The 14,666-nt window shown below is 64.3% G+C and carries 11 protein-coding genes; 3 read left to right on the forward strand and 8 right to left on the reverse strand.

All coding sequences use genetic code 11. The features are described 5' to 3' along the window. Window positions 1-6: 6 nt before the first annotated feature. The 3 genes from F4036_03695 to F4036_03705 form a co-directional block, all read right to left on the reverse strand. Complete coding sequence (locus F4036_03695) at window positions 7-243, reverse strand: hypothetical protein (GenBank protein MYK36845.1); 237 nt, start codon at window positions 241-243, stop codon at window positions 7-9. An 83-nt stretch (window positions 244-326) separates the two neighbouring features. Continuing rightward, a complete protein-coding gene (locus F4036_03700; GenBank protein MYK36846.1) occupies window positions 327-926 on the reverse strand; it encodes a DUF899 domain-containing protein in 600 nt (199 codons plus the stop codon). A 39-nt stretch (window positions 927-965) separates the two neighbouring features. Further along, window positions 966-1,700 (reverse strand): hypothetical protein, encoded by a 735-nt coding sequence (locus tag F4036_03705; GenBank protein MYK36847.1) that lies wholly within the window; start codon window positions 1,698-1,700, stop codon window positions 966-968. 123 nt (window positions 1,701-1,823) lie between these two features. Between F4036_03705 and F4036_03710 the strand changes: the two genes are divergently transcribed. Then, window positions 1,824-2,843 (forward strand): methyltransferase domain-containing protein, encoded by a 1,020-nt coding sequence (locus F4036_03710; protein ID MYK36848.1) that lies wholly within the window; start codon window positions 1,824-1,826, stop codon window positions 2,841-2,843. A 2-nt stretch (window positions 2,844-2,845) separates the two neighbouring features. On the opposite strand, the gene F4036_03715 is transcribed toward F4036_03710, so the two are convergent. The 5 genes from F4036_03715 to F4036_03735 are packed head-to-tail and all read right to left on the reverse strand — an operon-like array spanning window position 2,846 to window position 10,997. After that, a complete protein-coding gene (locus tag F4036_03715) occupies window positions 2,846-6,322 on the reverse strand; it encodes an FAD-dependent oxidoreductase (protein ID MYK36849.1) in 3,477 nt (1,158 codons plus the stop codon). Continuing rightward, complete coding sequence (locus F4036_03720) at window positions 6,250-7,746, reverse strand: cytochrome P450 (GenBank protein MYK36850.1); 1,497 nt, start codon at window positions 7,744-7,746, stop codon at window positions 6,250-6,252. Before F4036_03720 ends, F4036_03715 begins: the two co-directional genes overlap by 73 nt. Then, a complete protein-coding gene (locus tag F4036_03725) occupies window positions 7,668-8,765 on the reverse strand; it encodes a DUF1295 domain-containing protein (protein MYK36851.1) in 1,098 nt (365 codons plus the stop codon). The genes F4036_03720 and F4036_03725 overlap by 79 nt, the downstream gene beginning before the upstream one ends. Then, window positions 8,758-9,888 (reverse strand): aromatic ring-hydroxylating dioxygenase subunit alpha, encoded by a 1,131-nt coding sequence (locus F4036_03730; GenBank protein ID MYK36852.1) that lies wholly within the window; start codon window positions 9,886-9,888, stop codon window positions 8,758-8,760. Before F4036_03730 ends, F4036_03725 begins: the two co-directional genes overlap by 8 nt. Next, window positions 9,885-10,997, reverse strand: a complete 1,113-nt coding sequence (locus F4036_03735) for an NAD-dependent epimerase/dehydratase family protein (GenBank protein ID MYK36853.1) — start codon at window positions 10,995-10,997, stop codon at window positions 9,885-9,887. Before F4036_03735 ends, F4036_03730 begins: the two co-directional genes overlap by 4 nt. Window positions 10,998-12,290: 1,293 nt before the next feature. Here F4036_03735 and F4036_03740 point away from each other — a divergent pair. After that, window positions 12,291-13,607, forward strand: a complete 1,317-nt coding sequence (locus F4036_03740) for a fuconate dehydratase (protein ID MYK36854.1) — start codon at window positions 12,291-12,293, stop codon at window positions 13,605-13,607. After that, window positions 13,607-14,650 (forward strand): aldo/keto reductase, encoded by a 1,044-nt coding sequence (locus F4036_03745; protein ID MYK36855.1) that lies wholly within the window; start codon window positions 13,607-13,609, stop codon window positions 14,648-14,650. Before F4036_03740 ends, F4036_03745 begins: the two co-directional genes overlap by 1 nt. Window positions 14,651-14,666 lie beyond the last annotated feature (16 nt).

Genomic DNA, 14,666 nt, shown 5'->3' on the forward strand with positions numbered 1-14,666 from the left:
AAACCCTCAGCGATTGCGATCCTCGCGCAGCAGCTTGACACTGTCTGTTTGATTGCGCTCGATGGTGAGTGACTGGAGATCACGTATGCGGGCACGTAACTCCTCTATGCGCCCGAGGGGGTCCGCGCGTTGCGTCAACGTATGGCGGATTTCCCCTTCGAGGGAGCGGTGATTGGCCTTTGCCTGCGCCTTCAACTTCTCAATCACTCCATCGTCCAGGTTGCGAATCGTTAGTGTGCCCATTGCAGAACTCCAAAATAACTGCAATATGCTAGCAAATCGCTTGCATTTGGACAAGCGAGCGCCAAAGTAACGAACGCGCGCGTTTAGTAAACGTTTTGTCCGCCGTCGTCGAGGACTTCCGGGCGCTTCCAGTAGGAATATTGAGGGGTCCAGTCCTGCGCGTTCATGCCGGCCAGGGCGAGGAGGCTCCAGAGCGAGCAGTAGAGGTCGCCGGGTCCGAAGACGCAGGCGTTGAAGCGGAGAACCTTGTCCCCTTCGCGCTTGTAGACGACCGCACCGGGGTAGTTGTCCTGGCCGTCCACGACCGACTGCTCTCGAATATAGGCGCCGCCGCCGTGCGAGGCGAGCCTGAAGCGCCAGCCGCGCTCGTTGGCGAACCGCCGCTGCAGTTCCGGCGGATCCTTGGACAGCAGAACGACGGACATGGCGTTTTCCAGGTGCGGGAGAAAGCCGTTGAAACCGTCGGCCCAGACGGTGCAGTAGCGACACCCCTGGCCCATGTTGTGGATCGCCAGCAGCGTGTCCCTGCCGGCGAACAGTTCAAGCAGACTCACCTCGCCCGACCCGTCGGCGAAGCGGTAGTCGGGCACCTCGGCGCCACGGCTCTGTTTCAGAAGCGTCCCGAGTTCCCCCGTAAGCTCGAAGATCTGCTGCTGAATTTCGGCAATGCGTTTTGTGGTCATCCGGATTCCTTCATCGCGTGCCGCCGGCACATCGTCATATTACAAACCCAGCACGCGGTAGTCGCCGTTGACGATGAGAGCTGCGGAGACGTACACACCAAGCAGCGCGCACAGGATCCAGAAGGAATTGATCGCCACGATGTAGATGTACATGTCGCGCCGGCTCAGCAGCTTGTGCCGTCTCGCCACGAAAAAGCTGACCAGGTAAGTCGAGGTCATATAGACCCATTGCCAGGACAGCATCAGCCCGATGATCCCGGCCACCAGAGCGGAAGGGTAACCGACCGTGAATGCCGCATACAGCACCAGTGTCGGAACAAGCGTGACGAAACCGTTGGCGATGTCCACGTTGAAGCCGAAGGTGCGGCGGTCGGCATACGAGTCGTCGTAATAACAGTAGGCTGCCCAGGCATCGGCCCAGACGGCCGGCGACAGGACCAGTGTCAGCCTGATCCTTGCGGCGAAGAAACCGTGCGCTGGCGAGCGTCCCGTCCTGTGCTGCATTTCGCGCCAGTATTCGGCGCGCGATCCGATCCTGTCGCGCAGGAAAAACAGGCAGATCTCCCAGTAGCAGATCAGGAGATTGACCGAAAAGAACAGGCAGAACAGAGAGTGAAGAAAATTCACCTCCCCGCTGGTCCGCCAGCGCACCAGGATGCCGAGGAGTGTGCCGCCTGCGACGACCAGAACAACGACCAGCGCCACCGGCACCGTCAGCCCCTTGCTTCCCCGGCCCTGTTCGGATGGCGGCAGGCTGGCGCGGCTGTCGGACATGTGCCCCCCTCACACTATCCACTGTGGCGGCGAGCGCATTCTAACTTGCCGCGTTGCGACGAAACGGGTCGCACACGATACAATCCCGCTCGTTACCTGCCGGCATATCGGGAGGCGCGGGGGATGGATGCGAAAGTAGCCAAACGTTCCCTTGGGAATCTGACCCAGGGGGAAGTGAAGTCGGTGGTCGATGACTACGTCGGGCTCCACGATGCCGGCGTTGAGCGCAAGAAGGAGCATTACCGGCAGCTCGTCAACAACTACTACGACCTCGTGACCGATTTCTACGAGTGGGGTTGGGGCAAGAGCTTCCACTTCGCTCCGCGGCGACGGGGCGAGAACTTCAAGGCATCACAGATCCGGCACCAGCATTTCCTGGCCGACAAGCTCTCGCTGAAACCGGGAATGCAGATTCTCGACGCGGGATGCGGTGTGGGCGGACCCATGGGCAATCTGGCCCGCTTTAGCGGCGCGAGTTTTGTCGGCGTCAACAACAACGCCTACCAGATCGAGCGCGCGAAAGTGCACACCCGGGACGTTGAGGCGCTGTGCCGTTTCATCAAGAGCGACTACATGAAGATTCCCCGGAGCGACGACCACTACGATGGCGCCATAAGCATCGAAGCGATGCCCCACGCGCCGGACAAGACCGCCGCGTACGGCGAGATCTTCCGTCTTTTGCGTCCCGGGGCCGGTTTCGCGTGCTACGAGTGGTGTGTCACCGACGTTTTCGATCCTTCGAACACGGAACATCTGCGGATCAAGGAAGGAATCATGACGGGGTCGGCGCTACCCGACATCGCCGGCACGACAGAAGTGTGCGAAGCCGTGCGCGCGGCCGGGTTCGAGCTGCTCGAAGCCCGGGACCTTGCGCCCGATTCGGATCCGGAAACGCCCTGGTACCGGGCTTTGCAGGGCCGGGACTTCACTCTGGCGAGCATCCCGCGCACGCCCTTGGGCCGCGCCCTGACCAATCTGATCCTGCGAATTGCGGAGCCGTTGCGACTCGCTCCGCAAGGCGCGCGGGAGGTCAGCACGTTCCTGAACTGGGGCGCGGACACGCTCGTTGAAGGCGGCCGGACCGGCATCTTTACGCCGATGTACTTTTTCCTGGCCCGCAAACCCCTGTCCGGGGGAGACTGACCTCACGCGGCGCGCGGCCTGATCCGAACCGCGTCCGGCTCCTTCTCCTTCGAAGCGGCGGTCAGTTCGAGTCGGGTCCGGCGGCGTTGCTCGTACAGGCCGAGCGCGCGCAGCGGGAAATACTGTCGGTACAGGACGTAGTCCAGCAGCGCCGTGCGGAAGAAGACGCCGGCCATGTCCTGTTTCGGCCAGCCGCCATCCGCTTCCTGGGCGTTGAGCAGAAAACGTGCGCCGCGCGCAATCGCGGTCCAGTTGGACTCATCTGCCTCCAGCAGCGCTAGCAGGGCCCAGGCGGTCTGGATGACCTGGCTTTCCTCGTGCGCAACATAGCGGCCCGTCAGGCAACCGCTGTGGTGTTCGCCCCATCCGCCGTCATCGCGCTGCCGGTCGAGCAGCCAGCGGCAGGCCAGGCGCAGCGCCGGATCGCTCGGTCCCGCCCCGGCGGCAACCAGGCCCCTGATGCCGAACAGGGTCCCGTAGATGTACTGAACGCCCCACACGCCACGCCATGAGCCATCGCGCTCCTGGGTCTTGCGCAGCCAGGCGGCGCCCCTTGCGATGGCCCGCGCCGCCGGCGGATCAAGTGCCTGCGGGAACCGGCGCCCGCAGGCGGCCAGCGCCTCCAGACAGGACCCCGTGCACTCGACGTAGGAATTTTCGGTCATCGATTCGCCGAACATCTCGGCGGGGTTCAGCCACTCGAGACCGATCCGCGAGCGTCGTGCTTCATAGCTGCCGAAGCCGCCATCGCGGTTCTGGCTTCGCAACATGAACCGGACCGCCTCATTCAGCGCCGCCTTGTCCGCGTCATCACCTCCTGCGGCGAGTATCCCGAGCACGGCTTCGGCGGTGCAGTCGCTCACCGGCCAGCCATGCCAGCCGCCGGGAAAACACCAGCCTCCCTTCGGGTCGGCGCGAAAGGCCTCGCGATACCCGTCGAAGCTGGTGCGGATCTGTTGTGAGCGCAGGAAGCCGGCGCCCTTGCGGACAGCGTCGTTAATTTCATCGGACCCGGGCGCGTCCGCGAGCGCCTGCACGGAAAAGGCGGTGTCCCAGGTGCTGCTTCTGGCTCCGGTGACCCGCGCGCCGAGCTCCTCGTCTTCCCAGAACCACCCATCGAGCCCGGCGAGCGCCGTACGGCAGTCGGCATCGTCCCGATCGTGCAGCCACAAGGCCAGAATGTTCAGAAAACCGCTGACCGGCGAGATGCTGCTGTGACTCGTGGTCTGCAACTCCCACTGGATCTGGCGGACCAGCTTCTCAAGGCAGCGGCGGCGCAGGCGCTTGCTGTGGATTCGTTCATACAGGCGCGCCAACGCGTATCCGGCTCGCAACCACACGCTCGGTCGCACAAACAGGTCGGCGTCGCGCAGGCGGTTGCGGGCGGAAGAAAAATCAAGGCGGTCAAACTCTTTTCCGAACAATTCTTCGCGCAGGGATTCGATCACGGGCGTGACCGGCGCCTGGAACCGATGCGCGTAGATGGACGCCATCGCCATGTAAATGAGCCGCGTATGGCAGTACCAGTTCGACGGATGCAACGGCAACCCGCGCGGCAGCTTCCACAGTTCCGGAAGAATTGCGTTCACCCCGCGCCAGTCATACAGATTGAGCAGCGCCAGCCAGAATTTCCCCCAGCTCGGGACCGCAAGCACGTCCTCTTCGGCGAGGAAACGGCCGGCCGGTGCGACAAGCGGGTCGTCAGGCTCCACGCCGAGCAGTCTCGACGCGACATAAACCAGCACGGTCACGAACAGGTGGGGCGGCGAGTGCTCGTGCAATCCCCACGCGCCGTCCGCCAGGCGGGTGCATTCGAACGAGCGCAGGATGCGCCGCCGCCGGCCGGAGTCTATCGGCTCACCGAGAATGTGCTGCAGCAGCACGTATTGCGCCGTGAGCATGGGGCACCAGACCATCTCGCCTTCCCAGGCGCCGTCCTCGCCCTGAAGGTCCAGAAGGCGCGCCGCTGCCCTGCGCAATGCAGGCTCCGCGTCGGGCGACGCGGATTCGCCCGTCCGCGGGGCGCCGGCTCGGCCGTCGTTCGAGGACATGGAAGCGAGAAGCGCGCGCGACAACGCCCTGCGGGCCTCCCGGTCCTTGCCGCCGCCTCCGTCCCTGGCCTCCTTCAGCTTGCGAATGCCACGCAAGAACCAGCGGGCGCGGGCAACGAGCGGGAAAACGATGTAGCGTGCCCGCCGCCAGGCCAACTGTCTGAATGATGAACGAACCACGCCCGCAACGGCCCGGATCACCGTAGCTAGCGTTGCGAGCACAAGGTGGGTCATCGAGGTTTCCTCGCAGGCGAGCAGCCGCATGGTCCGGTCGCGAACGACGCCATGCGCCCGCCAGTTGCGGTAGATCGCGCGCCGGAGCGCTGCCGCTTCGAGTCGATGATCGGCAAAGACCTCGTACAGCCCCATGGCGAGCAGCTCCGGGGCGCGGGTCGCCCTGAATCGCCGGACGGCGAAATTCCTGAAGCTCCCGCCTTCCGCCAGCGCGGCGGCGTCGCCGAAACCGAGCGTCATGCCCACCGCCGTCATCGGATGATAGTGCCCGGCCGCATCGCCGATCAGCACCCGCCTCGACGTGCCGTACGAGACGCGCGGCCTGAGTTCATTGGCCGCCGCGTGGAATTTGCCCGACTTCAGCGCCGAGAGATAAGCGGGTCGCAATGCTTCCGGCAGGACCCGAGCGTAAGACTCGGCCAGCAGGCCGGTCCTGTCGCGCGAGGTCCATTGCTCAAGCGGCACATCGACAACGATCCTGACGCAATGCTCGCCCAGCGGATATCCGAGAATCGGACCCGGGCCGCCGAGCATCACGTATCCGTAACCGGCCGGCTGCAGACTCACGCCTTCAAGGGTCACGCCCACCATCCGCGAGCAGGCCTTGCGCCGCATCGGCAGGCCCAGCGACCGCCGCACGGCGGAAGACCGGCCGTCGGCGCCGACAATCCTGTCGGCGGCGAGGTGTTCGCTGGAGCCGCCGCGGGTGAAGACCACGCCGTCGTCTTCGACCTGCCTTACCCGCGCATTGACAAGAAAGTCGATGCCCGGCTCATTGCGGACGGCTTCATGCAGACGCGCCACGAGGACCTCATGGTCGCAGGCTATACCCCGCCCCCCGCCGGGGTACGGGAGCACGATCGGTTCCGAACCGTCCTCCGGAAACACCACGAAGCCCTGACCCTCGGTGCTGCGCAGCGGTGGATCGAGGCGGATGCCGGCATCGCGCAACATGCGCACGGCCAGCGGATGCAACCACTCGCCGGCCAGCCGCGTGGCCGCCCTGGGGTTCGCCTCAAGCAACGCCACGCGCGCGCCCTTGCGCGCGTGAGCGAGCGCGCAATAGCTGCCGACAGGCCCCGCGCCTACGATGATTACGTCGTAACGCGGGGAGGCGGCGCTCAACTGAATACGCTCGCTTGCGAGCGGCGGCGATAGCGGACCCGGCACGGTACCGTGGGGCCCGTCACCCAACTGCCGTAATTCGGCGCGGGAAAATCCGCAACGGGATCAAAATCGAAGCGGTCCAGCAGCACCGCCCAGATCGCCTTCAGTTGCAGCATGGCGAATTTCTCCCCCATGCAACGGTGCTTGCCCCCGCCGAAGCCGATCAGCGTGTAGAGGTGCTGCTTGTTCTCGCTGCGCGGCGGAGCGAACCGTTCGGGATCGAATCGCTCGGGATCGGCGAACAGGCCCGGCAAACGGTGCGAGACCGCCGGAGACACGACGGCCAGGGCGCCGGCGGGCACCGTGTGGCCCGCATACTGCAGAGGCCGGAGCACCTTGCGGATCAGCAGTATCAGCGGCGGGTGCAGCCGCTCGCATTCGCGCACCGTGTATTCCAGCGCCACCTGCCGCTTCAGTCCGTCGAGGCTCATGGCCCCCGCCTCACCGTAAATCTCGCGCATCTCGGCGCGAATCCGCGCCACGCAGGCGGGATCGCGGAACATCTCAAGACCCATCCAGCTTGCGAGCACCGCGCTGGTGTGCTGGCCGGCGAACAGGACCGTCAGCAGTATCCCGGTCACCTCGTCGTCGCTCAGGGTCCGGCCGTCCTTGTAGCGGGACTGCATCAGCGCCTGCATGAAATCTTCCGGCGCGGCGCCCGAACCCCGCCGGCCCTCCATGATTCGGACAAGAATCCCGGCTATCCTGCGGCGCGCGCGGTCGCGACGCCGATGCGCCGGGATCGGCAGCCTGGGCAGGAAGAAGCCGATCAGGTTTATGCCCTCCTCGAGGTCGTGGTACGCCTGGGCGAATCCCGAATCCACCTGATCCCGTACCTCCTGACCCAGCAGGCAGCGGCTGGCGATGTTCACGGTAAGCCGGTTCATCGCCGCCGGCAGGTCCAGCGTTCCTTCCTCTCCGAGCGCGTCGGCAAACCGGGCGGCCTCCTCATACATGATTTGCGCGTACCTGCGCATGGACGCATCGCGCAGCGCCGGATACAGGAACCCCAACTGCTCCGCCATGATCTCGGGGGCCACGTCGTAGGCCACGCCGCGCCCGAAGATAGGCACCGTGAACTGATAGACGGCACGGGCGTCAAGCTGGTCCTCGGGCGCGCGGAAGTAGCAGTCGTGGGCTTCCGGCCCGGTGAACAGCACGAATTCGCGGGTCCCCAGCCGGAAACGGACCAGTTCGCCGTGCTCACGCCAGCCGCGATCGAGCATCGCCACCGGGTCCCTCTGGAACTCGGGCAGATGACCGAGCAACGGCCAACCGCCGGAGAGTTCGGGAATCGGCTTGCCCGGCGGCGCCGCGGGCCGCGCCGAACGCAGGGTGGCTGCACTGTCGGTATGGTTCGGCACGTCTGTCCTCAATACACGAACGGGACCATCGAATACGGCACTCGCTCCCTGTAGCGCCCCCACAGTTCGCCGTACTTGGCGCGGCAGCGCCGCTCATCGCGGCGCGAGCGATGCCACAGCAGCCCCGCAAGCCAGGCCGGCAACACATACGGCGCCCAGGATGCAAAACCGGTGGTGAGCGCAAACGCGAGGTACATACAGATCTCGCCGCTGTAGTTGAGATGCCGCCCGATTCCCCAGAACCCGGACACCAGCAGGCGCCCGTCGAGGGACTCGGCGGGCCGGCCCCAGATTCTGATTGCAGGGTTGCGCTTGAAGCGATGCTTCTGCGCGTTGGCGCCCCGGAACACCCAGAAGCCGAAGGCATACAGCAGCACGATGCCGGCTGCGGCGAGGGGGCCCAGCGGCGGACCGGATGCGTCAACCAGCCACCAGCCGACGATGCAGTAGAAGAAGGGCACAAACACGTAGTCGCCCCACACCAGCATCCATCCGAAGCGCTCGCTGATGATGTCCCAGGTGTGGACCATGCCCCTTTCGAACTGGAAGTAATTGAGCACGTACACCCACGTCAGGACCTGGTAGAGGGCCATCGCCAGCGTCAGATAGCCGTAGGTTTCGTATTGCACTACGGCGAACGACGTATTGAACAACGCCAGCCCGATGAGCGAGGGGCGGTAGCTGAACATCTTGAGGTCCACCCCGAGCAGGGCAGGATTGAGTTCCGCACCGAAGAAGAAACCCCGCCAGAACCCCGGCGATTCGGCAGGCTTCCGCGCGCTTCGCCAGTACAGCCAGCCGGAAAACGCGAATGCGAACACGTTCGCCGCCACGAAGAGCGCGAAAAAGTGCGTATACAGCAACGACAGTGAGAACGCGCCGGAGACCTGGGCGATGCCTGCCGCAAGGACGGTGAGCAGCAAAAGCGCCAGACCGTTGATCTTGTAGGTGATTGACTTGCCGCCGAGATCCGGCCCCCTGATCCGGCGACCCGGCACGAGTATCGATCCCAGAAACAGTGCGCCGATAAAGACGGCGATCATTACCGCCGCCTGGAGCAGCAGCGCGCCCGAAAGCGCAAACGCAGTCGCCGGCAGCTCAGGCATCGGCGCCGCCGTCCGCGGTCGTCATCCCGGGCGCGGGCATCGCCGTGCCGTTCTCCCTGGCCAGGTACTCCTGCCACTTGCGCACGGTCACGTTCTGGAAAGCCCGCACCGCCGGGTTGAACTCCAGGGGGCGGGCGTTGAAGTGCCGCTCGTAACCCTCCTGTTCGGCTTCGAGCGCAAATCCGTCCTGGGAAAGCAGCGGACCGATGAGCACACGGTTGGAGATCTTGAGGACCGTGGTCATTGCAAGCCTGGGGAAGCGGATCGGCAGCAACGGAACCTTCAGGGACTTGAAGTAGAACAGGAAGAAGGCCCGGCTGGTGCGTTCGTCGACGGGCAGCACGAAACACCAGTGCTTTATCGCGTCGTCGGTGTTCGACCACTGGTAGGGATACTGATAGCAGAGCTTCATCGAATTGGTATCGATCCGCTCGCGATCGACGAACATTCCGGAAAAACGCCCGCGGCCGACGCTGGTGTCGTAGGCCACGTGCACGTCGTCGCCGACCGTCTCGCAGCGCGTGAGCACGGCGCCGTCGAAGGGGCGATAGCGGCGGTGCAGCCAGGCGTGAGTGAAATCGCTGACGTTGTCGATCACCATCGAGTGGTGCGCCGACCAGGTGAAACTCAGCGGCACGCAGGCCCAGCGGCCCTTGCCCTCCAGCTCGGGAATATCGGGAATCCGGCGCGATTGAGCCCGTTCCGGGTTCCCTGGGAACAGCCAGATCAGGCCGTAGCGGACCTTTACCGGATAGGTCCTGAGCGCGACATTCGGCATGCTTCCCCCAAGCATCTCGTGCGCGGTCTCGGCAAGCCGTCCGTCCGGGTCGTATTTCCAGCCGTGGTAGGCGCACACCAGCCGGCAGCCTTCCACCTGGCCCAGCGACAGCTTGAGCTGGCGATGGGCGCAGCGGTTGTCCATGGCGTGAAACGAACCGTCCTCGGCCCGGAACAGCGCGATCGAACGCTTCCAGAAAATCACCTCGACCACGCTCCCGGGCTTGATTTTGCGCACTTCCTCGACCGCGTACCAGTAGTCCGGGTCCATGCCCGCCGCGCGCACCTTCTGGCGCAGGTTGACGGCCTCCTCGAAGCCCGGCGGTCCTGCCGTCACCGTGTTCATGATGCGCCCCCATCGGCAGTTACCTGCGTACTCCGGTCCGGCACGGCGTTTTCCTCGTGTACCGCACCGTTCGCGCGCGGGCGTTTGGCCTGCGGATTGGTGATCGCCTTGCGCTCGTGATAGTGAAACGCGTACGCCTCATGCACGGCGTCGCGGATGCGGGTCGGCCGGTAGCCGAGTTCGCTTTTCGCCTTGCCGAGATTGGCGTGACGGCGCTTTTTCAGAAGGCGGATGGCGCCGGGCGTGAAACGCTGGGGAAAGTCGGGGTGCACGCGGCTCAGGTAGAAGCTCGCCGCCTCCGAGAAGACATACATCAGGTTGGCCGGAATCCGCCGGCGCGGACGCGGGATGCCCGTAACCTCCTCGTAGAGATCAAGCATGCCGGAGATGGTCTTGTATTCGCTGCTGAAGATGTACTTCTCGCCCGGGCGTCCGTTGCGCATGCACAGCAGGTGACCTTCGACGATGTCGCGCGCCGCCACGAACTCGAACCCGCCGTCCACGTAGGCATGGAGCTTGCCGTCGGTGAAGTCGCACAGGGTCCGGCCCAGGCGCGACGGGAAAAAGTCCGCGCCGCCCACGACCGCACAGCAGGTTGCGACAACGACGTCCTGCCCTGCCGACGCCGCGCGCCAGCACTCGTGCTCGACGAGCATCTTGCTGCGCTCGTACGGCATCGTGCGCTCCATGGGGTAGAACTGCATGGTCTCGTCGCTTGGAGCGGACGGATCGTCGAGATCGTAGCCAACCGCGCTGAACGAGCCCGTGACCACTACCCGCCCGGCTTCGTACTCCCGCGCCGCCTGCAGCACGTTGCGGGTGCCCAGCACGTTGCACTCATACAACTCGCGGCGATGCGCGCGAGTGCCGTCGATGGTGGAGACTTTCGCGGCGACGTGATAGACGCCCTGGCAACCCTCGATCGCGCGCCGGGTGGCGTTCAGGTCCCGGATATCGCCGTAAGCGCGTTCAACATCGAGGCCTTCCAGGCCCTCGTTGTTGTCCTCGTGCCTCAGCAGCACACGGATGCGAACGCCGTCGTCGAGCAGGCGGCGCACAAGATTGGCGCCCACGTGTCCGGCCGCGCCGGTTACGAATACGGGATTCATGGAAGATCCGCGAATTTCTTGCGATGGATAGGAAACAACCCCCGGTTTCCGGGCAAAAATTCGGACGCGCGTACTCTAACACTACGTCCCGCGACCGTGCGGTAAGTCGAACGGGCGAAGGCGTCGCCTTATCTTTCCGGTTTCGGGACGTGGATCTTCGTTTGCTGAACCGGCGCGGGCCGCGGCGCCGGCCTTGGAGCGGGCGCGGCGGGTCGTGGCGCAGGGGCAGACGGCCGCGAAGTTGGCATAGTCGGCCGTGAAGCTGGCGCAGTCGGTCGTGAAGTTGGCGCTGTCGGTCGTGCAGCCACCCTAGCGGGGCGAGAGGTTGGTGCAGCGCGTCGTGCTGCCGGTGCGGCGGGTCGCGTGTTCGGCGCCTGTCGCCTCGTATCCGCGACTCTCCGCGTTTTCGGCGCAACCGTCCGGGTGCGGGAATTATCGGCCGTTCTGGGTACGGCCGGCCTGGTTCGCACAGCCGGCTTCGTTCGCGCGACCGGCTTCGTGCCGGTCACGGTGGAGGGCTGCCGCCGCGCATCGCGGGAACGACTCAGGCGGCGTGCATCGCGGGCGTAGCCGCGGGGCGGCGCCGCGAGAGGCCGCCGGCGGTAGGTAGGCGCATAGATCACCGTGGTCGGATTCACAGCCTGCCTTTGTGGCGAATAAGTCCCGGCGCCGATTTCGTCGTCGTAAACGACGGGGTCGGGATATTCTTCCGCTTCGCTCAGCGCAACGGAGAAGTCTCCCGAATTGCCCTCCGCTTCTTCGGCGGCCTCGCGGGCGGAAGTCAGCTCGTCGCGAAGCGCCGCTATCTCGTCGCGCAGCGTCCTGGCTTCCTCGGCGCTGCGTTCCGCCTCGGAAGCGGCGTCCTCGCTCAACTGCTGCATTTCAAGCCGAATAGCGGAGATTTCGTCGCGCAGAACGGAAGCGTCCCGGGAAGCACGCCTGACTTCCTCGTTCGCAGCGTCGCGCACGGACCGCATATCCTCGCGCAAGGCGGCAATATCGTCGCGGAGATAACGGGCCTCGTCAAGTGCGCTTTCAAACTCGGAAACCACCGCCGCGCGCCGGTCGTCCGCAGCGGCGCGAGCTTCGGCCTTGTCCGCATCGTCCGAACCGGCGCACCCCGTCGCGACCAACACCCAGGCGGCAAGCGCACAGACCTCGTGTCGGATTGATGTATTCATGAACTTCAGTATAGCCCCGGCAGCACGCAGCCGGACTTCGATCGGCCTGCCCGTTGATTTATCGTCATTTCTCGCATAGTTTCATATACAGGCACTTGGTAAAGGACTGAACATGACCAACAGAATTGTCCGCTTGTCCACTCGCGACGTGCGTTTCCCCACGTCCGATCACCTGGACGGATCGGACGCAACAAACAAGGATCCGGACTACTCCGCTGCGTACATCACGCTGGAGACAGAAAAGGGCGATCGGGGCTTCGGCCTGATCTTCACCATCGGCCGAGGCAACGATATCTGCTGCAAGACCGTCGAGGCGATGAGCCACCTGGTCATCGGAAAGGACCTCGACGATATCCGGACCGATATCGGCGGATACTACAACGAACTTCGTTCCGACAGCCAGATCCGCTGGCTCGGACCGGAGAAAGGCATTGTTCACATGGCCGCCGGCGCAATCGTGAACGCCGTGTGGGACATGTGGAGCCGCGCCGAGGGCAAGCCGGTGTGGCGCCTGCTGTCGGAAATGGACCCGGAAGAGTTCGTGAACTGCGCGGACCTGCGATACGTCGAGGACGTGCTGACACGCGACGAGGCCCTGGCGATCGTCAAAAGGAACATCGCAACGCGAGACCGGCGAATCCGCCATCTCGAGGAACACGGCTACCCCGCCTACACGATGTCGGCCGGTTGGCTGGGCTACGACGACGAGAAAATCCGGAGGTTATGCAGGGAAGCCGTACAGAAGGGATTCCGCCATATCAAGCTGAAAGTCGGAGCAAATGTTGACGACGATATTCGCCGCTTGAGGAACATCCGGGAAACTGTTGGTTACGACGTCATCCTCATGGTGGACGCCAACCAGGCCTGGGAAGTGAATGAAGCGATTGAGTGGATGCGGCGTCTGGCTCCCTACAAACCATGGTTCATCGAGGAACCGACCAGTCCCGACGACATCATGGGCCACAGGAAGATCAAGGAGGGCATCGGAGAAATCAGGGTAGCCACGGGCGAGCATTGCGCCAACCGCATCCTCTTCAAACAGTTCATCGCCAGCGACGCAATCGACGTGGTCCAGATCGACGCATGCCGCCTGGCCGGGCTCAACGAAATACTTACCGTATTTCTGCTCGCCGCAAAGTTCGGCAAGCCCGTGTGCCCTCACGCGGGCGGTGTTGGCCTGTGCGAGTATGTGCAGCACCTATCGATGATCGACTACGTCATGATTTCCGGAGAAATCGGCGAACGAGTCATCGAGTTTGCAGATCATCTCCACGAGCACTTCGAGGACCCCTGCGTGGTCCGAAAGGGCGCTTATCTGGCGCCCACCGCGCCCGGCTTCAGCGTAAGAATGCGCGAACAATCCGTCGCGGACTACGAGTATCCCGGCGGCTCCCAGTGGCGTGCACGCGTTGGGCGCACAGGTGGGTGATGGCTACGTTCGAGAAGCGGCGCGTGGGCGGCTCGAGCCTTGCCGTGGATACGCTGGGCTTCGGCTGCGCCTCGCTCGGCAATCTCTATCACCCGGTTTCGGATGCTGACGCCAGGCAGATTCTCGACTCCGCCTGGTCGCGTGGATTTCGCTACTACGACACGGCCCCGCACTACGGGCAGGGGCTGAGCGAGCGCAGGGTGGGTGACGCCTTGCGCAGGTTCCGGGGCCGGGAGTATGTGCTTTCCAGCAAGGTGGGGCGGCTGCTGAAACCGTCGGGTTACGCCGAGGAACGCCATGCCTTCATGTCGCCCATGCCGTTCGATATCTTCTACGACTACAGCTACGACGGGATAATGCGGTCATACGAGGACAGCGTGCAGCGTTTGGGTCTGGACCGCATCGACATTCTCTACATGCACGACATTGGCGCAGTGACCCACGGCGCGAGAAACGACGAGCTGTTTCCGATCGCAATGGACGGCGGGTACCGAGCCATGGACGAGTTGCGCGGCGCCGGCGCCGTCACGGCAATCGGCCTGGGGGTAAATGAATACGAGGTATGCGAAGCCGCACTGGACCACGGCGACTGGGACTGTTTTCTGCTGGCCGGCCGTTACACGCTGCTCGAGCAGGAGGCGCTGAACACGTTTCTGCCCATGTGTCTTGAGCGCAATTGCTCGATCGTCATCGGCGGTGCCTATAACTCGGGGATTCTTGCAACGGGCGTTCGCGGCCGGGGGCCCTTGTACTACAACTACGAAGCAGCCTCGGCCCGTGTGGTGGAGAAGGTCGCGAAGATCGAGGACACCTGCGAGGAGTTCGGGATCCCGATGGCGGCGGCCGCGCTGCAGTTCCCGTTGGCCCATCCTGCGGTCGTCTCGGTGATTCCCGGCATCGGCAAGCCGGAACGGATCGAGCAGACGCTGGAGCTGTTCAACACGAGGATTCCCGACGATTTCTGGTCCGCACTGGTCGAACGGGGATTGCTACGCGCGGACGCGCCCGTTTCCGGAGCGCATACGGACGGACAGGAGCCATGACACAGCATGGAGGATC

It is taken from the genome of Gammaproteobacteria bacterium (genome assembly GCA_009845905.1).
Lineage (GTDB): Bacteria > Pseudomonadota > Gammaproteobacteria > Steroidobacterales > Foliamicaceae > Foliamicus.